Genomic DNA, 24,881 nt, shown 5'->3' with positions numbered 1-24,881 from the left:
GCCTCTTTAATTTAAATAGAAAAAGGAACTCTTACAATCGTAAGAGTTCCTTTTTCATCATACCAATTTCCCATCTCTAAGCGTCAATATACGATCACATACATCAAGCATTCTTTCATCATGTGTAATCATAATTGCTGCTTTTTGACTTTCTTTCACTTCACGTTTCATCATTTCAACGACTTCACGAGCACGTTTTGAGTCTAAGCTTGCAGTTGGTTCATCAGCTAATATTAAATCTGGGTTGTTCATGAAAGCACGCGTGATTGCTACCCTTTGTTTTTCCCCACCAGATAGTTGATTTGGATAATGATTTTTTCTTTCTCCTAATCCAAATGCCGCTAATAAGTGATCCGCACGCTTTTCAGATTCTTGTTTGTTTTCTTTTTTTAGCTTTGCAATGTAAAGCAGTTGTTCTTTTACATTTAAATATGGAACAAGATTTGCGAACTGGAAAATGAAGCCGATTTTTTTCAAACGAATGTCTGTCATTTCCTTTTCTGATAACTTCGTAATATTTTGCTCACGAATGTAAATATCCCCTTTTGACGGTGATAGTAAAGCACCCGCGATTGATAATAACGTACTTTTCCCTGATCCAGAAGGACCAACGATTCCAATAAACTCTCCAGCTTTCACATCAAGCGACATCGGATGAAGGGCTGTTACTTCTGTATTCCCTTCTCCGTACACTTTACTTACTTTGTCTAATTTTAATAATGAAGTCATTACATCCCGCCTCCAATTGCTTCTAATGCATCAACTTTTAATACTTGATATAACGAAATAAGTGTTCCTAAAATACTAATTACGATAAAGATTGCGGCATATTGTGCAATCATCGGTGTTGTTAATAAGAACGGCATACCCGCTGGTAAAATCTGTTCTAATCCTTGTACAAGAACAATACTGATTATCATCGCAACGACTGATAAGAATAACGCCTGTACGACTAAGCTATTTGCTAAATAAGAATTTTTCGTACCGATTGCTTTTAGTACACCTAATTGCTGTGTTTTTTGCAACGTAATTACGTAGAAGAATACACCGATTAGTAACGCAGCGATAACAAGTAAGAACGCAATGATCATCGTTAATGTTCCTTGCTCTTCTTTAAATCCTGGAATACTTTGTAATACTTCTTTTTTGTCGATAACATGTGCATTTTTAATTTCTTTATCTGTATTAAGCGCAATTGCACTATAATCTTTTTGGTTTGGTTGTGAGATAGCGCCCCATACGGCTTCATTTACATAAACGACTGGTGTATGGCTAAACATTTGATCTTTCGTAAATCCTACGATTTTAAATTCTTTCTTTGAAACAGGATCGATAATTGTATCCCCAATATCGATTCCTTTTTCTTTAATTGATTCATCAGCAACCATTTCGTTGTTTGCTGTACCCAATTTCTCACCTTTTACAATTTTCGGTTCTAAAAACGAATCACGTTCACTTGAGAAAATAGCGACATCAACTTTTTTCGAACTATCTTTCTTTTCATAAGTTGAAATTTTTACACGAAACGGAACGGCCTCTTTCTCGCCTACTTGATTTACTACGTTATCTACATCATCTTGCTTAATTTGTGAACGAAGTAATTTATTTTCCGCATCATCTGCTAATACAAACTTATTTGCCTCCATATTTTGAATCGATGAAGCATTATCATATGATAATCCATTTGCTAATCCTGAAATGACAAGGACTAAAAATGATAATAACACCATAATAAGTCCGATTAATCCATATCTTAATTTTGATTGTTTTAATTCACGCAGAGCTAAAAACATTTTGCTCGCTCCTTCCTCTTACTTTCTATGCACTTATAATAAAAAAGAAATATGAACGGAATATGAACAGAAGATTACAAGAGAAAGATTAAATTTTCAGAAAGTATTGAAAATAATTAGATTCCTTGATACAATTCAGTCAAATAATATTGACCGAGTAATTTAATTTGAGGAGTTGATCATTTTGAAGCCCATGTTAACACTAACTACTTATAGCCAACTAAAAGCAATAAGCGATCCACTACGAGTCGAAATGATGATGCGTCTATGCGAACGTCCTTATACAGGACAACTACTATCTGAAAAATTCGGCATTTCAAGGGCGAAAATTCATTATCATTTAAAAGAATTAGAGAAAAATGGTTTTATAGAAATCGTATATACAGAAGAGAAAAATGGCATCGTTCAAAAGTTTTATCAATCTGTTGCTAAAGGCTTCACTCCTGCCGCAGATCTATTACCTCATTTAGAAATATTAAGCGAATCAGGTCGCCAAATCTTTTTACAAATGACGGAAAGAACGAAAAGCCATATTCTTGCTGCACCTGAAGAAGCTTTTACATTACGAAAAATAAGTGAAGACCCTGCTGAGTGGAATTACGTTTCATCCTGCTGGGAGTTTGATGCCACGCCAGAACAATTTCAAGTGTGGGTGAAAAAGTTTTATGAAGTGATGGCTGAATTAAACGAGATCACAAAAGATGCGGATAAAGATCCAAATAGTAAATCATATTACATTTCTACTACTGCGCTACAAATCGACGAAAGAGCAATGCAACGCTTTGTGAAAAAAGAAGAAAAATTGTAATTCGATTTTTTTTTACAACAACGGTCAATTTTATTTTACCGAATAAATTTATTATAAAGGAGTAGATAAAGTGGACGTATTAAAAAACCGGAATTTCCTCTTATTATTTTTAGGGAGAATTTTCACAAACATAGGAGATAGTTTGTATTATGTAGCAGCGATGTGGCTCGTATATAAGCTGAGTGGTAATCCTTTTTATTCTGGACTAGCAGGTTTTCTTACATTATTACCTTCTGCACTTCAGTTTCTTACTGGTCCATTCGTTGATAGATGGTCAATCAAAAACACCCTTGTCATCACACAAGTCCTGCAATGTATTCTTATATTAATCATTCCAATTACACACTACTTCGACCTACTAACAGTTCAACTACTACTCATCATTATGCCCATCGTCGCCTTTATCGAGCAATTCGCCTATCCCGCACAGTCAAAAGCTTTACCACTTCTACTGCATAAAACACAATTATTAAAAGGAAATTCACTCTTCTCATTTGCTTATCAAGGCATCGATTTAATTTGTACGACTCTTTCTGGAATATTAGTAGCACTATTTGGCGCAATTACTTTATATGTGATCGACTCCTTTACATTTGCTATTACTGCGCTTTTGTTCTTTTCATTAAAAATGCCGAAACAAACCGAAACAGGCACATCACTTTCAACTAAACAATATTTCTCTGAATTAAAAGAAGGCTTTTCAATCGTCTTTCGTTCTTTAATGGGCGTTTTCTTAATCGGTTCAGTTGTCGCTAATTTTTCTATCGGTATGACGATGGCAATACTACCTTCTTTTGCAGACTCTTTAGGTGGCGTGAAATTATATGGTTTCTTTTTAGCCACTATATCAGCTGGCAGTTTAATTGGAGCACTATTAAGTTCATGGGTTGGTAAACGTAATGTTGGTCGTGTCTCCATTATTAGCTTTGCAGCTGGCGCTTTCTTTTGGTTTCTCTCTACGTTTGTACCGTTTCAATGGCTATCTATTTTCTTATTCGGCCTAGCTTGGATACCAATTGGTGCGATCAACGTATTATTTGCGACAATTAGTCAAATTGCAATTCCAAATCAATATCTTGGACGTATCAACTCAGTCATGCGAAGTATGGGCACAATTGCTATGCCGTTCGGCTCTTTAATTGGTGGATACACTGCAAATGTATTTAGTAGCCAACTCATTTTCGCGCTCGCTAGCATCGGTATTTTATTTATTTCTCTCGTATGGCTACTTCATCCAAAATTACGTTCATTGCCGAAAGCTGATGAAATTACAGCGGATACTTTTGGGGTTCGGTTTAAGGAAGAACGTGGGAAAGGTGCGGCTTTATAACAAAAAAGAAGACAATTTCCATTGTGAAATTGTCTTCTTTTTCATTTATTTCGGAAGCTCCACCCGAACAGTGGTCCCTTCCCCTTTCGTACTATATACCGAAACGGTTCCATTATGCAGTTCAACAATTTTCTGTACGATAGATAATCCTAAACCGCTACCTTCTACGTTTCTTGCCCTTGCTGTGTCTACTTTGTAAAAACGATCAAATATACGATCCATTTCTTCTTTTTCCATACCAATTCCGTTATCTGATATAGAAATGACAATACTAGATTCTAATTCTTCTACAACAAATTCAACGGTCCCGCCATCGTTTGAAAACTTAATGCTATTCGTAAAAATATTACTCCATACTTGATGAAGTAAGTTTTCATCACCTTGTATAGTGATATTAGGTACATCAAATTCAACGGCGATATCTTTTTCACGCCATTTCCATTCAAGCATAAAAATGACGTCTTTAATTTGCTTTTGTAAGTGAAACTCTTTAATTTGTAGAACTTTCTCTTCTTTATCTAATGAAGCGAGCGTAAGTAACTGTTTACATAAACTAGACATCCGCTTACTTTCTCCCTCAATAATTTTCAAGTAACGTTTTCTTTCCTCTTCACTCATATTCTCCGATTGTAATGTTTTCGAAAAACCTTGTATCGAAGAAAGCGGTGATTGAAATTCATGAGAAACGTTAGAAACGAACTCTTGTCTCATTTGATCTAATTCTTTAATACTCTTTGTCATCTTTTGAAAATTAGTCGCTAGTGTACCAATCTCATCTTTTCGATTTTCATCTAATTCAATATCATATTCACCACTTGCAATCTTTTTGGTAGCTTTCGTAAATGTTCGAATAGGACGCACAATATACCCTGCTGCAATCGCTATAAAAATGATACTTAATACAACGATGAAACCAAGTAACACCGCTAGAAAAATTCTCATCTCACCAAATTGTTGCTGAATGTCAGGACGAATGAATAAAGCGTATTGTTTATCACCATGTTTTAACGGGACACCTACACTATTAATTAATTCATTATCGAAAAATCCTGTAATAAACAGGCGGGTTGGATATGTGGAAACACCATTATACGTTTCACCTTGCAGTACTTTATGAACTGTAGCATCACTAATTGTTATCTTACGAAACGCATTCCCGATGCGCTTTCCATTCTTTTGGTCATCTACAATATAAATTTCATATCCTAATTTCGCAATTGACTGTAAGTATGCCTCTTTATTCTCTTCACTTTGCTTTTCATATAATGATTTTACTTCCTCAGCATACATTAAAATCTTTTCACTATTGTACGGTTTTAACTTCACTTGATAGTACACATTTGTTAATAAAAAACCGATAATACTACTAAGTAGCATAATCCCGACCGTCATAAAAACAAATCTAGAATACAATGATTTCATCTTATTTCAACTCCAACTTATAACCAAGTCCACGTACTGTTGTAATCTGAAAATCATCTGTTCGTTTTGAAAAACGATCTCTCAGTCGCTTCACATGAACATCGACTGTTCGTTCATCCCCTTCAAAATCCATTCCCCATACTAATTCAATTAATTCTTCTCTCGAGAATGTTCTTCCAGGATAACTAGCAAGTTGCGATAATAATTCAAATTCCTTCAGTGGTAATAAAATCGTCTGACCGTTACACTTCACTTCAAACCCTTTTCGATCAATTGTCGTCCCGTGCAGCGTAATAATATCAGCACTCAGCATTTGATAACGGCGCAATAATGCTTTCATACGGAAAATCACTTCAGCTGGTTCAAATGGCTTTACAATATAATCATCCGTGCCAGATATGAACCCTTTTTCTTTATCAACTAACTGATCTTTTGCAGTTAATAAAATTACAGGTATATCATGATACTTCCTGATTTCTTCACACAACGTATAGCCATCAATAAACGGCATCATAATATCCACTATCGCAAGGTGAATATTTTCTTTCTCTAATATCCCTTGAGCTACCTTTCCATCTTCAGCCTCAAAAACTTTAAAACCCTCTTTTTGTAAATGGTAATGTAATAACTCTCTAATATGCTTGTCATCATCAGCTAATAAAATATGTATCATCTTCATTAAACCCTCTCTTGTTCATCCTTCTACATCCTTACATTAAGAAACAATTGGATTTTTTGCAAGAAAAAGAAAAACAATTCCAGCATTAATTTTTTCACGGCAGTTAGCCAAATTTTAAAATCCATTAAGTGAAATTATTGAGGTTATCAAAGATACTACGCATTAGAACCGCAATACAGTACAACAGATCGTATGATAATGTAGCTTTGGAATAAAGGTTCATTAATAATACCTACAAGCCAATATTTTACGATAAATAAAAAGAATCCATTTTGAAATAGATTTTAAATAGACTAAACTAAGAAGAGGATATTACGTTCAATATATGAGCGTATATCCTCTTTTCTTATAAACATTAGATTACTTATACAGATAATAAAAATAAAACTCTATATGTATACTGAATTCGGAAAAGTTTGTATGATTTAGGTAGCTAACGTATCTCATAACGGAAAGCGTTGTGAGGTCTTTAGACTGAGCGTTAATTTTTTTAGGGGTGAAGTGCTATGAGAGTACAAGAGATTCTCTTAGAGAATAACAACAAAGGATACATATTACTGGATCAAAAAGGATTCCCTGTAATAAATCATTTAGGAGGTGACAATTATTAATGAAACAACAAGAACGTATTATCTTTCGTGAGGTTCAGCGACCACAACAAATTTGGGTATGGATACTCATATTGGGGATTGCAGCACTGATGTGGTATGGATTCATTCAACAAATTATCCTTGATACCCCGTTTGGAGATAAACCAGCTCCCAATGGTGTGTTAATTGCTTTGTGGTTGTTTTTTGGGATTGCCTTTCCTGTATTAATGCTTGGGGTATTGAAACTGATTATAGAAGTCCGTGAAAAAGGTCTTTATGTTCGTTTTGTTCCTTTTCATTTTCAATATAAACAGTACCTTTTCAAAAATATACGTCACTATGAAAGCATTACTTACAGTCCACTAAAAAGATTCGGAGGATGGGGAATTCGTTTTAACCTTAAGGGTGAAACGGCCTATAACATGAATGGAAAGAAAGGTATAGAGTTAAAGTTGAAATATAACACAGTGGTAATCGGCACTCAAAAACCGGACGAATTAAAAAAAGCATTGGACTCGGCACAAAACGCATAATGAAAATTAATCGTCAACAAACGGGTATCATTGTGGAATAAGAAAGGACATTACATATTAGTCATATAAAATATATAATGTCCTTGAATTTATTTGTTTTTTTAAAATTTAGGTCTTGATAATTAAGTGATCAAAATAGATTCTCATATTTTCGCATTAAGATTATTTCAATAAAAAATATTGCTCATTTTCTGCCTTTTTAAAAACTAATTCTAACTCTTATTAAGCCTTAGAAATATCAACAAACCCTTCCCCAAACACATCACGAACATCGTGTATAGCGATGAAAGCAGCCGGATCCGTAGTTTGAACAATCCGTTTTAACTTTATTACTTCTTGCTTATTGATAACAATGTAAAGAATGTCCTTCGGGGTTTTTGTATAATAACCATGACCTGAGTACACGGTAACCCCTCTGTCCATTAAGGTAGTCACCTTTTTGGCAATTTCATCCGGGTTATCAGAAATAATCGTAATGGCCTTTTTCGGATTCAAACCTTCAATTACAAATTCCATCACTTTCGTTCCTACATATAACATAATAATTGTCAGCATCAGCTTTTCTGCACCAATGATGAAATAAGATGAAAAAGCAACTATTAAATCGAAGAACAATAGACCATAACTAATGCTCCAGCCTAAATACTTATGTGTCATCCTTGCTAAAATGGTAGTACCTGCTGTTGTTCCGCCAACACGAATGATTAGACCAATCCCGCATCCTATAAATATTCCTCCGAAAATGGCATTTACCAGCATTTCATCCGAAGCAATAGTCCAGCCTTCTGTCAAATGAAGGAATAGCGAGTTAGTAACTACAGCAATGATCGTATAAATTGTTGTTATCTTATTCAAAAATTTATAGCCAGCTATTAACAAAAACGCGTTTAGAATTAAGTTGACTAAGCCTGGTGACCATTCAAATAAATAGTAGGTAATAATCGTGATACCCGTTACCCCGCCTTCACCAAACTCGTTCGGGATAACAAACAAATTCACACCTAATGCAAAAAGGAATGCACCAATAATAATAAAAATAATGTCTGTCGTTCTTTTCTTCATACAGTACCTCACTTCTTATGTAAATATTTCTTCAAGTATAAACTCTCACCATTATATCGTGGAATATTCAAATCGAACAGTGGTTTGTTTTTTATTTTAATATAAGATTTTGATCAAACTTTATTCTAAATTTACATGTAAGTAACACGGTACAATAACATTATTTATTATGTACTACAAATAAAGTTTTGATTTCACACGCAATTCACTCTTAAAAATGAATATGTACACTGACTCGCGCAAACTTCGAATAAAAAACAAATATGCGCAGCCATAGAATAGACTTCGCATCAAGCATTTGATCACAGAGATTTATATGAGATTTTATATTCATACATTCCAGAAATAAATTTACTTATCTTTCTCCATATATTTTTTAATCTTTCGTTCTTCCCACTCTTTTCCGAATATCCCAAATGGAAAAGTTGTCAAACCGTGTATAACGATACCGATTCCCCAACCTCCCAGTGGATATAAAAACCATAATTCACTTGAATCAGAGCTTATATTTATAAAAAAAAGCATTAAGTTAACTAGTATATAGACCGTTAAATGAATGTAAAACGCTTTTAAATTCTCCACCCTTTTTTTAGCTCGTAAATAAACCTCATCTCGCTCCACCCTTAAACACCTCTTTCATTATTGTATTTTTTCACCTTCGCTCCAGTGTTAACATCATATTCTAATCGGAAATCCGTTATTCTCAAAAAAACATCAAACAAAAAAGTACCCAGCAAATTGTCATACACATGATCATTTGCTGGGTACTGCATGATACATTTGTTATTTACAGGCGTCTAATTAAGACCAAATCCATACATCATCATTATTTTCAATGTTGTTCTTTGCTTCATGAACTTTTTCGATATGATCAACTGTGTTCCAGTTAATAGAACTTCCACCCCAGCCCACATACTTCATATCAATCTTCACTTTCTCACCCGTATTAAATACTTGTCCCTTTGTTAAGAAAACATCAATAATAACTTTCTTCCCGTTTAGCGATGGATACTCAACTACGACATATTTAGTAGCGCCGTCTCCCTCATCTTCCATCGTTCCTACTTTTGATACTTCCCCAATTACATAATCAGGCGAACCGTCTTCTTTCATGTGCATACCTAACTTGTTTGATGTATTTTCAACTGCGGTTGCAACCATATATTCTGTAAAATTACGCATCATAGATCCAGTAGCTTTTACTTCATCCCCTACTTTCACATTTGAAAGTGAATCCATATACACACTAACAGGTTCTTCATATTGCTTAGTTTTTACAACAATTACACCGTTATCTACTTCTACTACTCGTCCTTCTAACGTTGAGAAATTTGATTCAATAGAAGCTGCACTCGCTTTTGTTACTTCTAATCCTGGTAAATTCGTTCCTGATAATGCTGCGATCCCTAAAGCACCTGCTAAAATTAATTTTTTCATACCCATATGTAACCTCTCCATTCATGATGATTTTATTTTTTGATTGCTATTCTCATGCAATGATGCATACTGTAATTTTTAAATATACAGCAAGAGGACTAAATTCTCGAATTATAATAGTTAATTTAATTCAAAGCTAAAATAACCTTATGAGCACGGTATAAAGAAATTAAGAGCTGCTTTCGGTCCTAAAGTTAGCGAATAGCTTTATAAAAACTCAATCAAAATCTATTCAACTAATTGAAAAATGAACCATGTCGAATTTTATTTTTATAAATTCAAATTTCAAGGATGTTTTACAAAATATTACACAGAATTATTCGTATATCGTAATATAATTGGTAATTTTTTACGATTCATTTCATTTTATCTACCACGTTTAGACAAAATGAAAAAAACAATACAAAAGGAGAGAGATAGATTGAAAAGAAAAATTAGTACAGCTGTTGTAGGCTTATCGGTATTTAGCTTTGGTCTTTTTGGTGTAATATTGGGGATGGCGGCGTTGTAAAGGCTGCACATGGGGATACTCCTGCCCCAAAATTAGAGGGACATGGGGATTCCCATGCTCCTAAACTAGAGAGCCATGCTGATCTTCCTGCTCCTAAATTAGAGGGACATGGGGATCTTCCTGCTCCGAAATTAGATTCACATGGAGATTCATGGGCTCCTACCTATAACATTGGGGATACTCCTGCTCCGAAACTAGACGCTCACGGTGAGACTATTTAACATAAAACCCCTAGCTATGCAGCTAGGGGTTTTATCTTCTCATCCTATTCACACTTCATGCATACTTTCTCAACTTTTATTTTAGTACTGTGCATATGACATCATTTTATTAAGATTCTATAGTCAATTATGGTCCCTTTCTCCCTAAAAAATGGACAGCACCATAAAAACACAAGGACTGACAGGATTATTTATACAAAAAATTCAGAATATTATTTATCAATGAAAAATTCCATATAATTACTTTTGATTGTGTTACCATTATAGTTACAATTATATAGAAAAATATACAAGGGGGCTAATATGAACATTTCATTAAAGGGACATACATATACAACAAAACATTTAGAAGCTTGGTACCATGCAATCTTAACGCAAAACGTTAAGGAAGCACAAATTCAGTTTCAAGAAGCTAAAAAAGAACATGAAGAAATGCTTTTGAAAGAAACCGAAACAATTCCACTCTATCATTTATATTACGCATTACTCCAGTTCCGACATACCGCTCTGACAGATGGTCTATCGATCACGAAAGATAGTTTTCAAATCATAGAAGACCAGGAAAAAACGGAAGATAAACACTTATCTTATCTATATCATTATTATAAAGCGATTCATTTTGCAGCAATTAATCATTATCAAGAAGCAGAAGAATATTTCTTAAAAGCACAGGCACTTTTATCAGGACATAGTCAGATCGAACAGGCTGATTTCTATTACCGCTATGCAGCTTATCATTGCCACCAACAACAACCAAGTTTTGCGATTGTAAATGCTTCGAAAGCATTAGAAATTTTTGAAACTCAACACGGATGTGAAAGAAATATTTCTTCCTGTTTAAGTGTACTTGGTGCTTCTTATGTAGACGTTGGCCATTTTGAACAAGCTGAGGAAAACTATAACAAAGCGTTAGATATTCTTCAGAAATTAAATGAAGAATCATTACAACTGTATGTACGCGGTAATCTAGGACATTTATATGCAAGCCAGAATCTATCTGAAGAAGCGATTCGTCACTTGACGCAAGTCGTTGAAAAAATCCCTTCTCACTATAAGGCTATATTCTTACTTGCACAAGAACATGAAAAATTAGGGCTGATAGACAAAGCAAACGAATACATCGAAACAGGTAAGCAACTTGTATCTAAACTCGGTAATGAAGAGCACAGACATCACTTTGCTATATTAGAAGCATTCACGAAGCAAAATGAATTAGACCAAATTGAACCGATTGTTTTAGAAGGAATTGAATACTTCAATAAAGAATCTTTATATATCTATGTTTCTGAGTATCTTGAAAAACTAGCTCTAGCGTTTTATAACAAACAACAACACGAGAAAGCAAGTTCCTACTTCTTTAATAGTACAGTAGCAAAAAAATCGAATGAAAGAGGGTTAAAGAAATGAAAAAAACAATTGGTAAAATCGCTTTAGGTATTGCATTTACAGGTATTGCTGCATTTGGATTAAATGCAGGTTTCACAAGCCAAGCTGGACATACTCACTTCCCTTCCCCACCAGCACCTTCTTTATCTGACGGACATACTGGAGGCGCTCCTGCATTAAACATCGGTGACACCGGTGGGGCTCCTAAGCAAGAAGGGCATACACATTTCCCTGCTCCTCAATTAGAAAGCGTTGGAGATTATGGCGGCGCCCCTGCTAATTCTGAACATGGTACAGGTGTGTAAGTTAACAAAATTAAAATCTATTTAGATTACTGTTTCTATATATTTACAAGAAAACCATTCGATGTAACGAATATTATGTATATACATGATTTCTATTGTGATACACTGTACCCGAGAGAAATCTCCAATACATATGTGGTTTTCAAGTCTAAAAAATACACCTATTAACTAGGTGTATTTTTGTTTCCAATTCCCCCATTGAATGATTACATCTTTTCATTTAATCCCTTTTCCTAATAATTAAAGAATAATCCCAGAAAAACTCCCCTTCAATACCTCTTTTTCAAGTTGATTTATACATGTAAACATCGCAATGATTTTTGTGCGATTTTTCTCATCCGGTTCAAATTGTTCAATTGTTACATCACAACGAATCGTATCACCGCTAAAAACAGGACGTAAAAATTCAAAATCCATCTTGCGAGCTAACACGTTATAATCACCACCAATTTTTGTAGGCAATGTTGATGTTAACAGCCCTTGTACAACAAATCTCCCCTGCTCATCTGGTGTAACATGGTGAACGCCTTCATCTTTAGATACTTTCGTAAATAAAACAACATCTTCTTTTGTAAAAGTTCGTTCAAAGGTGATTTTTTCGCCTACTTGCAATTCCATCCATACCCCTCCTCAAAAACACTTTTAAAATAAGAAAAACCGAAACTAAAAATCATTTCGGTTTTTCAAACTAAAGAAGTTTATTTTAACGAATGTACAAACAATCCACTGCGAAGTTTCGGTTCAAACCACGTTGATTTTGGCGGCATGACTTCTCCAGCGTCTGCGATTGCTAATAAATCTTCCATTGATGTCGGATATAACGCGAATGCTGCTTTATATTCACCATTATTCACAAGACGTTCTAGTTCTTCTAGCCCGCGGATTCCACCGACGAAATCAATGCGTGAATCAGAGCGCGGATCATGTATTTCAAGCACCTGACTTAATAAATGATCTTGTAAAATAGATACATCTAAACGTCTAACAAGATCATTCGCATCAAATGTTTCCTCTTTCACTGTGAGCTTATACCATTTCTCGTTTACATACATTCCAAATGTTTGTGGCTCATTTGGTTTATACGGAGAAACAGATGCTTCTTCTACATAAAAGTATTGTGCAATTTGCTTTAAAAACTGTTCTTTTGATAAGCCGTTTAAATCTTTCACAACTCGGTTATAATCCCAAATGGATAATTCATCATGAGGGAATAAAACTGATAGGAAGAAATTGAATTCCTCTTCCCCTGTGTAATTCGGAATTTGTTCTCTTCGCATTAGCCCTACTTTTGCAGCTGATGCTGAACGATGATGTCCATCTGCAATATAAAGATTAGGAATATCTTCAAATGCATTTACTAAAGTCGTAATTACTTCTTCATCTGCAATCTTCCACGCAACATGCTCCACACCATCTTCTGCTGTAAATGTAAAGATTGGCGCATGTTCTTCTTTCCAGCTTGCAATGAAACGTTTCACTTCTTCTTTTGTACGATACGTTAAAAAGATTGGCCCCGTATTTGCATCACACACATCTACGTGACGAATGCGATCTAGTTCTTTTTCATGACGCGTTCTTTCATGTTTTTTAATTGTATCATCTTCATACTCGTCAATCGATGTACAAACAACAAGACCTGACTGAGTTCTTCCTTGCATCGTCAGTTCATAAATGTAAAGCGCTGACTCTTCATCTTGAACGAACACTTCTTCTTGTATAAATTGCTTTAAATTTTCACCCGCTTTTTCATATACGCGATCATCGTATGGTGAAAGCGCCGGGTCTAAATCAATTTCTGCTTTGTCAACGTGTAAGAAAGAATATGGATTTCCTTTTACAACCTCTCTTGCTTCTTCACTATTTAATACGTCATACGGTAAAGCTGCGACTTCCGCTGCTTTTTCTTCTACTGGACGAATGGCCCGAAACGGTCGGATTTTTGCCAAGTTTCTCTCTCCTTTACACAATCATTCGAACGGCTACAACACCTGTAATTTTGCTTATATTTTCCACAATATTCTCTTTTATTATATCATCAATTCCGTTATCAATATCAATCATTGTGTATGCCCAAGAATGTTTACTACGATTAATCATATCCGCAATATTAATATGATGTTCTGCTAAACATCCTGTAATTTGTCCTACCATGTTCGGAACATTTTGATGCATAATTGTAATACGTTTCTTTCCGATATACGGAAGTTCTACGTTTGGATAGTTTACTGAATTACGAATATTTCCTGTCTCTAAATATTCACGTAATTGACGTGCTGCCATGACCGCACAATTTTCTTCCGATTCAGATGTAGATGCACCAAGGTGAGGCGTCGCTGTTACATTTTTCATCTTTATAACATTTTCATTCGGGAAGTCCGTTACGTAATGTGTAATAATATCTTCTTCTAACGCTTTTTGAAGAGCATTTTCATCTACAAGTTCTCCTCTTGAGAAATTGAATAGACGCATACCTTTTTTCATCTTCTCTACAGCGTGTTCACCAATAATTCCCTTCGTTTGATTCGTAAGAGGAATATGCAGTGTAATATAATCACATGTTGCAAAAATTTCATCTAAACTAAATGCTCTTTGTACTTGTGTAGAAAGACGCCATGCTGTTTCTACTGAAATGTAAGGATCATATCCGACAACGTCCATTCCTAAAGCTAGTGCATCATTTGCCACTAAAGCACCAATTGCGCCAAGGCCGATAACACCTAAACGTTTCCCTGCAATTTCTGATCCAACAAATTGTTTTTTCCCTGATTCAACAAGCTGAGGTACTTCTTCACCCTCTAGATTTTTCGTCCAGCTTACTCCATTAATAATGTTACGTGAAGACATAATAAGACTTGCGATAATAAGTTCCTTCACTGCATTCGCATTAGCCCCTGGCGTATTAAATACTACAATTCCTTTTTCCGTACAACGCTCAACAGGAATATTATTTACACCGGCACCAGCTCTTGCAATCGCCTTTAAGTCTTTTGAAAACTCTTCTTGATGTAAAGAATAGCTGCGAAGTAAAATGCCATCTGGGTATTCCATTCTATCCCCTACTTCATAACGCTCTCCGCTAAGCACTTGCAAACCTTTTTCTGCAATTTGATTTAACGTCTGAACACGAAACATATCCCCATCTCCCTATCTATTTTCAAGCTCAAATTCCTTCATATAAGCTACTAATTGCCCAACACCTTCGGCTGGCATCGCATTATAAATACTAGCGCGCATACCACCTACTGAGCGATGTCCCTTTAGCGTAATGAAACCACGTTCTTTCGCTTTTTGTAAAAACTGATTGTTAAGCTCTTCTGACGGTGTTGTAAATGGAATATTCATAAGTGATCGATACGTGGGATCAACTGGTGAAGTAAACAATTTAGATTCATCTAAAAAATTGTAAAGAAGTGAAGATTTCATTCTATTTTGTTCTTCCATCGCAGATACCCCGCCTTGTTCTTTCAACCACTCTAGTACAAGTTTTGCTACATAAATACTAAAGGTTGGCGGTGTATTATATAGGGAGTTATTTTTACTGTAAGTTTCATAGTTTAACATTGTAGGACAAGCACTATTTGCACGGCCAATTAAATCTCTTTTTATAATTACAATCGTTAAGCCCGCTGGCCCTAAATTCTTTTGCGCACCCGCATATATGAGGCCAAACTTCGTAACATCATATTGTTCTGATAAAATATTTGAGGACATATCCGCAACAAGCGGCACTGTTTCTAAATGTGGTATATCCACATACTTTGTCCCCTCAATTGTATTATTTGTTGTTATATGTACATAATCTAGTTTTTCATCACTTCGTAAATCATCCATTTTAGGAATCGTAGTAAACTTCTCCTTTTCAGAAGAAGCAATCACTTGCGCTTCCCCTACTTTTCCGGTTTCTTGCTGCGCCTTTTTAGACCATGAGCCTGTCAGTACGTACCCAGCTTTTTTATACGTACTCATTAAATTTAGTGGTATCATAGAGAACTGTAATGACGCACCACCTTGTAAAAATAAAACTTCATAATCATCAGGAATGTTCATTAATTCACGAAGTAAGCTGCTTGCTTCATCAATAATACTTTGGAAATAAGAAGATCTATGGCTCATTTCCATAACAGACATGCCTGTCCCGTTATAATTTACAAGCTCCTTTTGCACTTTCTCTAAAACTGGCAAAGGAAGTATAGATGGACCTGCTGAAAAATTATACACTCTCTCCATCACCCAGATAACCTCCCTATTTCTCATTTTTATTATTTTTTAAACTTTCTGAATTATAACCTATATACAATACACGGTCAATTTGTTTTCCGTTATTACGGCGTAAGACGCGATGGAATCGCTTGCATATACATTTCATTATTTCATAAACATACAAAAAAGTGTTAAGTACATAATCGTACTTAACACTCTAGTAATAAAGGATAATAGCTACTTACTCGTAAAGAACCGATCAAAAATTTGATAAATAGCAGAAAGACCAAAGAGCCAATAAATAGTGTCCACAAGCGCCGGCATAGAACCAAACCATTTCTCAACTACGTTGTAATCTAACGCTACAAACAACCAATTCAAACCGCCAAGAATCACCAAAATTACTGTAAGGTAAGACAAAAATTTCATTATGATTGCCCCCTAGGTGATAAGATGGTGAAAGGCCTTTCACTAAAATATATGTACTATACTTAAAAACTTGCCTATTTTCAAAAATTTATTTTCGGTACCAACCGTTAATAACTGCCTCTGCTTCTTTACTATGTATTTGATATGAATGATTACTATCATTAGAGCCAATAAACCAAATTGAAAAACCTTTAAAATACGGCTTAGGTTCTAATACATCTCGGTAAGCACGCCACCCGTTAAGTTGTACATCTTTTGAAAAAACATTCGTAACATCTGGGTTCCACGGATTTTGCAAGCCAAGTTCACGTGCTGGAACGTTAAATCCACCAAAATACACTGGCTTTCCTGTTGTTTTATGTAATTTCTCAAGTTGCTGCACGACATTTTGACCACGATTGTATACTGTCGTCGCAAATAAACTTTGTTTTACTTCTTCGTATGATGGATTTCTTTCGCCTGAAACTTCAAACCAACTATCAATACTTACGATGTCCACCTTTTTTAAATACGGGCGATTTATTTTTGCTAGAAACTTCGCTTCATAAGATGGATCCCAACTTGCTGTTAACCACCAGTTCATTTGATACAAAACATTTCCTTTATACTGTTTACGAACAAAATCAATTGTATCGCTCCAGTATCCTTCTGCATATTCCATATTCACGAAATTAGAAGCAATCTTGAGTCCATACACATTGTATTTACTAGTAATGGAATCAAAAATATCTTGTAAAACAACCGTTTTCCAATTCCAGAAGAAATCGTTAATATTACTCGGGTTCCATTCCGTCTCTCCAATATTTCCTTGCTGAATAAACGGGAATGGTTCCACTATAACTTGTATATTACGCTTTAATAATTCTTGAATTAAAATAATAGCTTGTTTCTTTTGCGCCTGATTAATTACCATATTAGCCGAATTCACATCCGGAATATCTACTTGAATAGGTACATTCACCGTATTTAAATTCAAGCGTTCTGCATCAGCTAACACTTTCGCTACATTTCCTACTTCCCATACCGTTACGTTTCCTGATTTTATTTTTCCAGATTGAACAGTATTTACATCTGCCTGTACATTTCCTTGGAAACAAAAAGAAAACAACATGATACACACTCCTAAAATACTTACTAAACTCTTACTTTTCTTCACAAGTTTCCCCCTATAATTTTTGGCTTTCTTGATTATTTTATACAACGTTTCACATATATTCCAGAAAAAATTAAATGAAATTTTCATTAATAAAAGTATTATCCCTATAATTCCCCTAAAAATAGTAAGATAAATAAAAAAGGCGCGGCTTTCCGCTCTTTTTTCTTATCTTCTCACGATTGAAATCATTGTCTTCCTTCTAGTAACTTAGTTGGGTCAAATTTTGTCACCATTATAAATAAGAGACCCTTACATATAGTAAGAATCCCTTCTAACATTATCGCGGCTGTAAAGTTAATACTTTCCCTTCAATTCCATCTGTATTCAAAGTAGTCGTATGATACTCACCGTTCACCCAATCATCTATTTGATCATGATACCAATCACTTCTAAAATGTCCCGATTGTCCTGGTCCTACGATATGATAACCGTTTGACATATCTTTCGTATCAATAACGAATCGCCAAGAAGCTCCGTGATTGACAATACCGTTATCTCCGTAACTCGCTGCTTGAACGGTAACTTGGCTTCCGCCAATTGGAACTGGTTTTTCACGATTAAATGCAAGTAGTGCTAACATACTAGACGATTTTGAAATTGGGTGTGTAAAAGCAAGTTGATGGTAATCGCCCCACTTCCACTCCGCAACATCTGGTCCATATTCCTTCTGTAATTTCTTCATTACATTCTCATACGATGTATGCACAACTTTTGTGAAGCCTCCGTACTTCGTAAACCAAGCGCTATTTTCTCCTGCTGCTTCTTTTCGAATCAATTCATCAACAACTTGTGACTTCCCTTCAAATAACTCCATCACATCTTTCGGTATTTCTTTTGAAAATAACGTATTCGAAATCTCTTTCATTAACAAATGGAAAATTAATGGTGCCGCTTCATCTTTACTATCGTAAAAATTCCACTTCGATAATTCTTTTACTCCCTCTTTCTCTACATCTGATAAAGATGTCTTATTTAACTCCTTTAAAAATATAGGAGTAAACTCTTTCCCGTATAAATTTTTTTGATCCATCTGTAACTCTTCTAAATCTTTTACCGTATACTTATCCTTCTCTTGCAAAAACTCTTGAATACGCATTTGCCTGTACGGTTGCGCCCACGTATTACTAATATGGTACGGATAATTATCATCAACAATTTTATTATTTGCAGTTGAAATAAACCCTTGTTTTGGATTTATTACTTTCGGAAGCTGATCAAATGGGATATACCCTTCCCATTCATATTCATCTGTCCATCCTGGCACTGGCAAACTACCATCACCTTTTTTACGTATCGGTATATTTCCATTCGCTTTATAAGCAATTGTGCCGTCGTTTGATGCAAACACAAAGTTTTGAGTTGGTGTATGAAAATCTTGAAGTGCAGTTTCAAACTCATTCCAATCTTTCGCTTTATTCATATTTAATACAGCCTTTAATTCAGCGGAAGGTTCCAAAGCAGTCCATTTCAAAGCGAATACTGTTTTCGTTTTCTCTTTTCCTTTATCCGCAAACTCTGAAATGACTGGACCATGCCTCGTAACTGTAACGTTATACGGAATTGTTTTCCCGCCTTTTACTTTAATAGATTCATCAACAACTGTAGCTTTTTCCCACTTATCGTTATACAAAAATTCATTTTCATTATTAGGATTTTTCTTCTCAATATATAAATCTTGCACATCAGGACCTGTATTCGTAACGCCCCATGCTATTTTGTCATTGTGACCTAATATAACACCTGGCACTCCCGCAAAAATAACGCCACTCACATGTAAATCTTTCATTTCAAGTTGTGATTGATACCAAATAGAAGGCGTCGCAAGAGATAAATGAGGATCATCCGCTAAAATCGGCTTACCAGACGCACTCTTCTCACCGCTTATGACCCAGTTATTACTACCATTAAACTCTGGTGGAATGATCGCTTTTGCAAAACTTTGTGCTACATTCACATTTGTATTTTTCAGTTCAGCTAGCAATCTAGGCGCATCTTTCGGATATGTAGGAAATAGCTCATTTGCTTGCTCTTTAGGTAGATTTTTCAGTGCCCAATATCGAAACGCCTGTCCGTGCCAATGTCCGCCTAAATCAAACGCCATATACTTTCCAATCGTTAAAGAATCCACGATTGACCACTCAGTAGGCTCATAACCTAATATAGTAAACTCAACCGGCAATCTCTTTTCCTCTTTTGCCTCGCGTATAAAAGCGTTCACCCCATCAGCAAATGACTGCAGGGCATATTTCGCTTCCCCATCATATTGACTAACGGACGCTTCGGCCGCTCGCCGTAAACCGAGCGTTCGAAACAACTTATCTCGATCAACAGCTGCTTCCCCTACAACTTCACTCAACATCCCAGAAGCTTGCCTTCTACTTAAATCCATTTGAAACAAACGATCTTGCGCTTGTACATACCCTTGTGAAAAATATAAATCATGTGCATTTTCCGCTTTAATATGCGGTACCCCTTTACTATCTCGCTTTACCGTAACAGCATGTTGTAAATCCTCTAGCTTTATCGTTCCATCTATCTTTGGCACAGATCTAAGCGTATATATGTTCAAAAAAATCACTGTACAAATAACTAACAAAAGAACGATACTACTAGACCAAATAAAAATTTTCTTACCTCTAGTTCGTTTCTTCTTTATAACGACTTCCATATAACCCCTCCTTTCTCAAACTATTCGCTTCTATTTAAGGAAGAACCTTTTAAAAACTTGAAAAACCCCCTTCATTTTCCTACAAATGAAGGGGGAATTCTTAACGTTTGTTACGCCAGCTTTCATTATGACCAAGATTTGACTCGGTCGCTAATTGCACATCATATAATACTTCACTAAAGAAGCGCTTATCTACTTGTTTTGGTACAATGCGTCTCTCATCATCAATTTCGTCATATTCATATGAACCACGGTTCACTGTACCCGCTTTATAAAATTGAATCTCAAATACACATACATCTTCTTCACCTTCATATCCAATCGGCGCCCCGCTAAATGATAGTTGCGCCCCTAATCCAGTGCGAGTATCTTCTTTATAAAATGTATAATAAACACCGCCATCTTGAACCGATCCGCGAGTCCATCCAAGTTTGGTCATCTTACCAAATAACGAGCGACCATTTAATAAAATACCGCCAAATCTCTCAACATCAATCTTATCATTTTCCTCTACTACAAACACTGGCCGTTCAATTTGTAGAAATGGCTGCACAATTCCGGAATTTGTCAGTTTCTTTTTCCATAGCTCCTTTTCCGCTCCTGATAATTCTAACGGATGAATTAAACCAATAACATTTCCAGGTGAAAGTTCATGATTCTCTCCTATCATTGAATAAAACGAACCATCCTCCACGTAACGGAACATTTTCCGCAACGTTCCTTCCGTATATTCACCCCAAACAAGCGAAATAGCAAATTGCTTCATAATTGGATTTTCCAAAAATACCGATTTCCACGTATCATATGACCAGTAGCGTTTTCGTGATAGAGCGTCTTCCAAACGTTGTTTCTGCATGGAAAGGGCACTTCGAAGTTCTTTCTTTAATACGGCTAACTCTTTCTTAGCCTCTTCAGCTTTTTCTATATCATCTTTTGCATTCGGCTTTGGAAGTGACTTCATACGTTTTCCTTCTTCTGTCTCTAATTCAATTTTTGACTCAGAAGTTAAAATAGCAGTAAAACATCTATTCCCAAAATCAATCTCCTTCTCACCACTTATATTGAAGCCAAGATCTGGTGCCAGTTGATCTTCCAACTCTTCTTCTGTTATACCACGTGTTTTCGCAGCAAGACTTAGTGCTTCTTTTGCCGCATTACGCACTAACTTATGCTTATATTTAAATGCCATCGCATGAATAGACACAAGTGCAAGCTTAGATGAGGACAACCCTAGAGCCCGAACAGCATCTGCTGCAATCTTTCCTCTCATATCAAGCACCCATTCATCAATTTTCTTTTTAAGTATACCGACCATTTTATCATCACTATACATGCCATATAACGAAAGAATACCACGTTTCTTCACATCTGCATCTTGAGAAATCCATACTTGATATATTTCTTGTACATATTCCTTCAAGTCTTGTTCATTCAAAATAGTACTAATTACTTCAGCCGCATCTTTCTTCTCAATGACAGAATCTGAAATATACTGTTGTAAATAGGCTAACGGAATTGTTGCATCTGCTATTTCATCTAAATTACGAAGACGAATTTGTGGTTCGTTCCCAATCCATTGCACAAATGAATTTCTTTTTTGTTCCGTTACTATACGACTGCAAAGTTCTTCTATATTTTCTGAATCTCCATCCACTTCAAGTAACGGAGCAAATTTCTCAACAAAAGAAGCATTCTTCTTTTCTTGTAAAGCTTCCTGTACAAGTTGTATATATTTTTCAATCTTATACTCTATTAGTATTTTCATCACATTTTCACGAACAATTTTCTTTTTATTATGAAGTTCAGCTGCTACATCTGCCGCAGCTCCTACATCTTTTGAAAGAATTTTCACTACAGACTCACGCATTTTTTTAGATGAATCCCCTAAGTTTTTGATTAAAATTGGACGCATTTTAATCATATTATCCCTTGCTAACTCTTCTAAAATATACGCTTTGGCCACAGCAGAATACTCATCAAATCGTTCAATGATGTACGCTTGTTCTTTTACAATGACATGAACAAGCGCTTCCTTCTCCTTATTTCTCTCTTCACTGTAGCATGCAGCTTGTTCAACTGCATAAGCGATAAGCTTTTCCTTACTTAACCCATACGAAAGAAGATCTTCTAATACTTGTTTCGGTTCTATCCCTCTGACAGAACATTCGTAAAGAAGTTCGTATAAATTAACACTATCATCATCTCCGAATTGTAGTGTAAGTACAGCTTCCCTCTTCGCTACATCATCTATATCCCAAAGGAGTACAACCTCTAACACTGGCATACCCCAATACATACTTCTAAATTTCAGATTTTTAAGTATTTGCTTCATATCATCAAGTGACACTTTCCCTAATAAATAATCACGATATGTGTCACGTATTGTAGACAATTTAATTTGCAAAGCAGCGACAAAAAATTCTTCTCGCATTTTCCCTCTATTTAACTCATGTCCTTTTTCAGTTAACGTTCGTGCGATAATGAGATAATTAATTTTACTTACATATTGCAAAGTACGTTGAACAAATTCAGAGTTTTCTTCCGCCATGAAGCATAGCATTTCATATTCATACGTCTTACAAAATTCCTCATTATTTAAATCATGTTGCCTCAGACGATGCGCAAAAAATCTTTCCTCAGAAATCCAGAACTGTTTACAAAAACTTTGAATTTCATCATACGTTTTCTTATTTACACTGCCAGTTCTTTTATAGTTTTGAGGCTGATTGAGAGCTTGACACACGTAACGCGTAGCATGATTCATAAAACCCCAAACGTTTTTCTTCGCTAATATTTCAACATACCGCCTCGCAATATTTGAATACTGATGAATACTAAATAATAGTCGCCAAATATATTCTGGTAAATTTCCACCTAAAAATAATTCCCTATCACTTTCACCTTTTATATATCTTTCAACTGCTTCAATCTTTTCCTTTTCTCCATTCAAATTCAATATAAATTCAGCATGTTCTTCTAATCTCTCGTCCAATAAAAAACTGTATGTACGGAATCTCTCATAATCTACTTCAAACATTACGAGAAGTAACGATAATTGCTGCTGATTTGGCAAAGTGTGTAATTGTTCCTCTATATAGTTCGGGTTCTCTTTTGTTAGCCCTTTAAGAAAACCATACGCCTCATTCACATAACTTGAAATATTAGTTAAATATTTACACGCAATTACTACAAGTTTATCCAATGGAAGTGCACTTTTTTCTAAATAAATCTTCATATTAGCAAAATCCACATATTTAAACCTTATTATAAGAACATTTAACAATTGCTCCCCTAACAAATAATAAAATAACCGAAAGAAAGCCGGATCTTGTTTATATACTTTCCTAAAATCATTTATAAACTGATTTGCAAAATCGCTTCTTTTTTGATCTCTAATTGTCGTTAGTTCAATATTATTTAAAATCGCTTCTTCTCTCGTTTTTAAATAACGTAATGATAATTGTTCCTGTTCTTCTGTCATATGAATATATTGAAACAACTGAGCTGTATTTGTAGTCAAACTTTGTTCCCCCGCATCTTTTTATCTACTATAAAAATACCCTTATTTAATTGTAGTATAGCATAAAACTAATAAAAACGAACATACATTCTATGTTAAATTAATGTAAATTAAAACACACTACTCAAAACACTTCTCCTTCTCTCTAAACTTCCCATTACACACTTTTCTTCACTAGAATTCCCCCACTTTTTTCTACACCAATTCCTCAAAATCCCCTGCACATAAGCGAACGTCCCCTTATTATTCTCAAACGCAATTTTAAGTGCCTCTAGTACTGTCTCTCCTGAAACTTTTTGTATCCACTCTTTCAATTCCTTCACGATATATAGAGATAGACTACTTATATTTTGTTCGTAAAATTTATAAACTTCACTATGCGAAGTATCCTTTTCTATATCTTCCTCCTCAGCAACTACTTGTAAACTACTATTATCCTCTTCTGCCGGCATACCAAAATACTGAAGTAATAATGGAATCTTGCATTCTGCTTCAAGACATTTACGTAAAAACTTATGTAGGAACTCTTTACTTTTCACCGTTTTCAGCTCACGTAATACACATTTCTCTATGTTCGCATTAAAAATAGGATTATAGTGTAACCAATTTATAATGAATAACTCTTTCGTTTCCGTATCATATAAAATCTTCCCGTATTCCACAAACCGGTTCAATAACTTCTCAACAGTTTCCATACTGTAACCAGTTTCAAGCTCTGCTAAACGCTTTGGCAATATGTAAATACCACATTGCTTCGTTTTCGTACCAGTTAACAAATATATGTAAAAATAACGCTCTTCTGGCGTTAAATCTAAAATGAATTCATCTTAC

21 protein-coding genes and 1 pseudogene are annotated in these 24,881 nt (G+C 35.2%); 6 read left to right on the top strand and 16 right to left on the bottom strand.

The window, feature by feature from the left end:
- Positions 1-57: 57 nt before the first annotated feature.
- Positions 58-729, bottom strand: a complete 672-nt coding sequence (locus ACFWDE_RS14605) for an ABC transporter ATP-binding protein (protein WP_002066196.1) — start codon at positions 727-729, stop codon at positions 58-60.
- On the bottom strand, positions 729-1,793 hold the full coding sequence (locus ACFWDE_RS14600; RefSeq protein ID WP_377893028.1) for an ABC transporter permease: 1,065 nt from the start codon (positions 1,791-1,793) through the stop codon (positions 729-731). Before ACFWDE_RS14600 ends, ACFWDE_RS14605 begins: the two co-directional genes overlap by 1 nt.
- Before the next feature lie 184 nt (positions 1,794-1,977).
- Here ACFWDE_RS14600 and ACFWDE_RS14595 point away from each other — a divergent pair, with 184 nt between their 5' ends.
- Both ACFWDE_RS14595 and ACFWDE_RS14590 read left to right on the top strand, forming a co-directional pair.
- A complete protein-coding gene (locus ACFWDE_RS14595) occupies positions 1,978-2,601 on the top strand; it encodes an ArsR/SmtB family transcription factor (protein WP_377893027.1) in 624 nt (207 codons plus the stop codon).
- Positions 2,602-2,671: 70 nt separating this feature from the next.
- Positions 2,672-3,931: an MFS transporter gene (locus ACFWDE_RS14590; protein ID WP_377893026.1), complete on the top strand. Its 1,260-nt coding sequence runs from the start codon at positions 2,672-2,674 to the stop codon at positions 3,929-3,931.
- A 45-nt stretch (positions 3,932-3,976) separates the two neighbouring features.
- Here the strand turns inward: ACFWDE_RS14590 and ACFWDE_RS14585 are convergent, their stop codons facing one another.
- Both ACFWDE_RS14585 and ACFWDE_RS14580 read right to left on the bottom strand, forming a co-directional pair.
- The gene (locus ACFWDE_RS14585; protein WP_016095800.1) at positions 3,977-5,353 is read right to left on the bottom strand and encodes a sensor histidine kinase; all 1,377 of its coding nucleotides are present in this window, start codon (positions 5,351-5,353) and stop codon (positions 3,977-3,979) included.
- A 1-nt stretch (position 5,354) separates the two neighbouring features.
- A complete protein-coding gene (locus ACFWDE_RS14580) occupies positions 5,355-6,032 on the bottom strand; it encodes a response regulator transcription factor (RefSeq protein WP_002066188.1) in 678 nt (225 codons plus the stop codon).
- A 610-nt stretch (positions 6,033-6,642) separates the two neighbouring features.
- Between ACFWDE_RS14580 and ACFWDE_RS14575 the strand changes: the two genes are divergently transcribed.
- Positions 6,643-7,155 (top strand): DUF6141 family protein, encoded by a 513-nt coding sequence (locus ACFWDE_RS14575; protein ID WP_377893024.1) that lies wholly within the window; start codon positions 6,643-6,645, stop codon positions 7,153-7,155.
- Between the two features lie 222 nt (positions 7,156-7,377).
- On the opposite strand, the gene ACFWDE_RS14570 is transcribed toward ACFWDE_RS14575, so the two are convergent.
- The 3 genes from ACFWDE_RS14570 to ACFWDE_RS14560 all read right to left on the bottom strand — a co-directional run bounded on the left by ACFWDE_RS14570 (position 7,378) and on the right by ACFWDE_RS14560 (position 9,660).
- On the bottom strand, positions 7,378-8,217 hold the full coding sequence (locus ACFWDE_RS14570) for a YitT family protein (protein WP_377893023.1): 840 nt from the start codon (positions 8,215-8,217) through the stop codon (positions 7,378-7,380).
- Between the two features lie 351 nt (positions 8,218-8,568).
- Positions 8,569-8,838: a 2TM domain-containing protein gene (locus tag ACFWDE_RS14565; protein ID WP_377893021.1), complete on the bottom strand. Its 270-nt coding sequence runs from the start codon at positions 8,836-8,838 to the stop codon at positions 8,569-8,571.
- Between the two features lie 180 nt (positions 8,839-9,018).
- A complete protein-coding gene (locus ACFWDE_RS14560; protein WP_377893020.1) occupies positions 9,019-9,660 on the bottom strand; it encodes a hypothetical protein in 642 nt (213 codons plus the stop codon).
- A 415-nt stretch (positions 9,661-10,075) separates the two neighbouring features.
- Between ACFWDE_RS14560 and ACFWDE_RS14555 the strand changes: the two are divergent.
- The 3 genes and pseudogenes from ACFWDE_RS14555 to ACFWDE_RS14545 all read left to right on the top strand — a co-directional run bounded on the left by ACFWDE_RS14555 (position 10,076) and on the right by ACFWDE_RS14545 (position 12,077).
- Positions 10,076-10,386: pseudogene (locus tag ACFWDE_RS14555) on the top strand (hypothetical protein).
- Positions 10,387-10,689: 303 nt separating this feature from the next.
- Positions 10,690-11,793 carry a tetratricopeptide repeat protein gene (locus tag ACFWDE_RS14550; RefSeq protein ID WP_377893018.1) on the top strand — a complete coding sequence of 368 codons (1,104 nt, stop codon included), beginning with the start codon at positions 10,690-10,692 and terminating at the stop codon, positions 11,791-11,793.
- Entirely contained in the window at positions 11,790-12,077 is a 288-nt protein-coding gene (locus ACFWDE_RS14545; protein ID WP_078214105.1) for a hypothetical protein, read from the top strand. Before ACFWDE_RS14550 ends, ACFWDE_RS14545 begins: the two co-directional genes overlap by 4 nt.
- 240 nt (positions 12,078-12,317) lie before the next feature.
- Here the strand turns inward: ACFWDE_RS14545 and ACFWDE_RS14540 are convergent, their stop codons facing one another.
- The 9 genes from ACFWDE_RS14540 to ACFWDE_RS14500 form a co-directional block, all read right to left on the bottom strand.
- Positions 12,318-12,695, bottom strand: a complete 378-nt coding sequence (locus ACFWDE_RS14540; RefSeq protein ID WP_377893016.1) for a hotdog family protein — start codon at positions 12,693-12,695, stop codon at positions 12,318-12,320.
- Positions 12,696-12,775: 80 nt separating this feature from the next.
- Positions 12,776-14,023: a DUF1015 domain-containing protein gene (locus tag ACFWDE_RS14535; protein WP_377893014.1), complete on the bottom strand. Its 1,248-nt coding sequence runs from the start codon at positions 14,021-14,023 to the stop codon at positions 12,776-12,778.
- Between the two features lie 13 nt (positions 14,024-14,036).
- Positions 14,037-15,209: a 3-phosphoglycerate dehydrogenase family protein gene (locus ACFWDE_RS14530; protein ID WP_377893012.1), complete on the bottom strand. Its 1,173-nt coding sequence runs from the start codon at positions 15,207-15,209 to the stop codon at positions 14,037-14,039.
- Between the two features lie 12 nt (positions 15,210-15,221).
- A complete protein-coding gene (gene serC, locus ACFWDE_RS14525; protein ID WP_377893011.1) occupies positions 15,222-16,304 on the bottom strand; it encodes a 3-phosphoserine/phosphohydroxythreonine transaminase in 1,083 nt (360 codons plus the stop codon).
- Positions 16,305-16,514: 210 nt separating this feature from the next.
- The gene (locus tag ACFWDE_RS14520) at positions 16,515-16,706 is read right to left on the bottom strand and encodes a DUF378 domain-containing protein (RefSeq protein WP_002084566.1); all 192 of its coding nucleotides are present in this window, start codon (positions 16,704-16,706) and stop codon (positions 16,515-16,517) included.
- 88 nt (positions 16,707-16,794) lie between these two features.
- On the bottom strand, positions 16,795-17,862 hold the full coding sequence (locus ACFWDE_RS14515) for a glycoside hydrolase family 113 (RefSeq protein ID WP_377893010.1): 1,068 nt from the start codon (positions 17,860-17,862) through the stop codon (positions 16,795-16,797).
- 277 nt (positions 17,863-18,139) lie between these two features.
- Positions 18,140-20,530 (bottom strand): penicillin acylase family protein, encoded by a 2,391-nt coding sequence (locus ACFWDE_RS14510; RefSeq protein ID WP_377893008.1) that lies wholly within the window; start codon positions 20,528-20,530, stop codon positions 18,140-18,142.
- 100 nt (positions 20,531-20,630) lie between these two features.
- A complete protein-coding gene (locus ACFWDE_RS14505) occupies positions 20,631-24,050 on the bottom strand; it encodes a DUF4132 domain-containing protein (protein WP_377893006.1) in 3,420 nt (1,139 codons plus the stop codon).
- Positions 24,051-24,160: 110 nt separating this feature from the next.
- Complete coding sequence (locus ACFWDE_RS14500; protein ID WP_377893042.1) at positions 24,161-24,868, bottom strand: DnaD domain-containing protein; 708 nt, start codon at positions 24,866-24,868, stop codon at positions 24,161-24,163.
- Positions 24,869-24,881: the final 13 nt, after the last annotated feature.

This window comes from Bacillus sp. NPDC060175 (genome assembly GCF_042728695.1).
Lineage (GTDB): Bacteria > Bacillota > Bacilli > Bacillales > Bacillaceae_G > Bacillus_A.
The sequence above is the reverse complement of the archived record's forward strand: the minus strand, read 5'-3'. Positions and strand labels throughout refer to the sequence as shown.

Coding starts and splice junctions, on each gene's coding strand:
- ACFWDE_RS14605 (WP_002066196.1), bottom strand. CDS start 729: ATGACTTCATTATTAAAATTAGACAAAGTAAGTAAAGTGTACGGAGAA.
- ACFWDE_RS14600 (WP_377893028.1), bottom strand. CDS start 1,793: ATGTTTTTAGCTCTGCGTGAATTAAAACAATCAAAATTAAGATATGGA.
- ACFWDE_RS14585 (WP_016095800.1), bottom strand. CDS start 5,353: ATGAAATCATTGTATTCTAGATTTGTTTTTATGACGGTCGGGATTATG.
- ACFWDE_RS14580 (WP_002066188.1), bottom strand. CDS start 6,032: ATGAAGATGATACATATTTTATTAGCTGATGATGACAAGCATATTAGA.
- ACFWDE_RS14575 (WP_377893024.1), top strand. CDS start 6,643: ATGAAACAACAAGAACGTATTATCTTTCGTGAGGTTCAGCGACCACAA.
- ACFWDE_RS14570 (WP_377893023.1), bottom strand. CDS start 8,217: ATGAAGAAAAGAACGACAGACATTATTTTTATTATTATTGGTGCATTC.
- ACFWDE_RS14560 (WP_377893020.1), bottom strand. CDS start 9,660: ATGGGTATGAAAAAATTAATTTTAGCAGGTGCTTTAGGGATCGCAGCA.
- ACFWDE_RS14550 (WP_377893018.1), top strand. CDS start 10,690: ATGAACATTTCATTAAAGGGACATACATATACAACAAAACATTTAGAA.
- ACFWDE_RS14545 (WP_078214105.1), top strand. CDS start 11,790: ATGAAAAAAACAATTGGTAAAATCGCTTTAGGTATTGCATTTACAGGT.
- ACFWDE_RS14540 (WP_377893016.1), bottom strand. CDS start 12,695: ATGGAATTGCAAGTAGGCGAAAAAATCACCTTTGAACGAACTTTTACA.
- ACFWDE_RS14530 (WP_377893012.1), bottom strand. CDS start 15,209: ATGTTTCGTGTTCAGACGTTAAATCAAATTGCAGAAAAAGGTTTGCAA.
- serC (WP_377893011.1), bottom strand. CDS start 16,304: ATGGAGAGAGTGTATAATTTTTCAGCAGGTCCATCTATACTTCCTTTG.
- ACFWDE_RS14520 (WP_002084566.1), bottom strand. CDS start 16,706: ATGAAATTTTTGTCTTACCTTACAGTAATTTTGGTGATTCTTGGCGGT.
- ACFWDE_RS14510 (WP_377893008.1), bottom strand. CDS start 20,530: ATGGAAGTCGTTATAAAGAAGAAACGAACTAGAGGTAAGAAAATTTTT.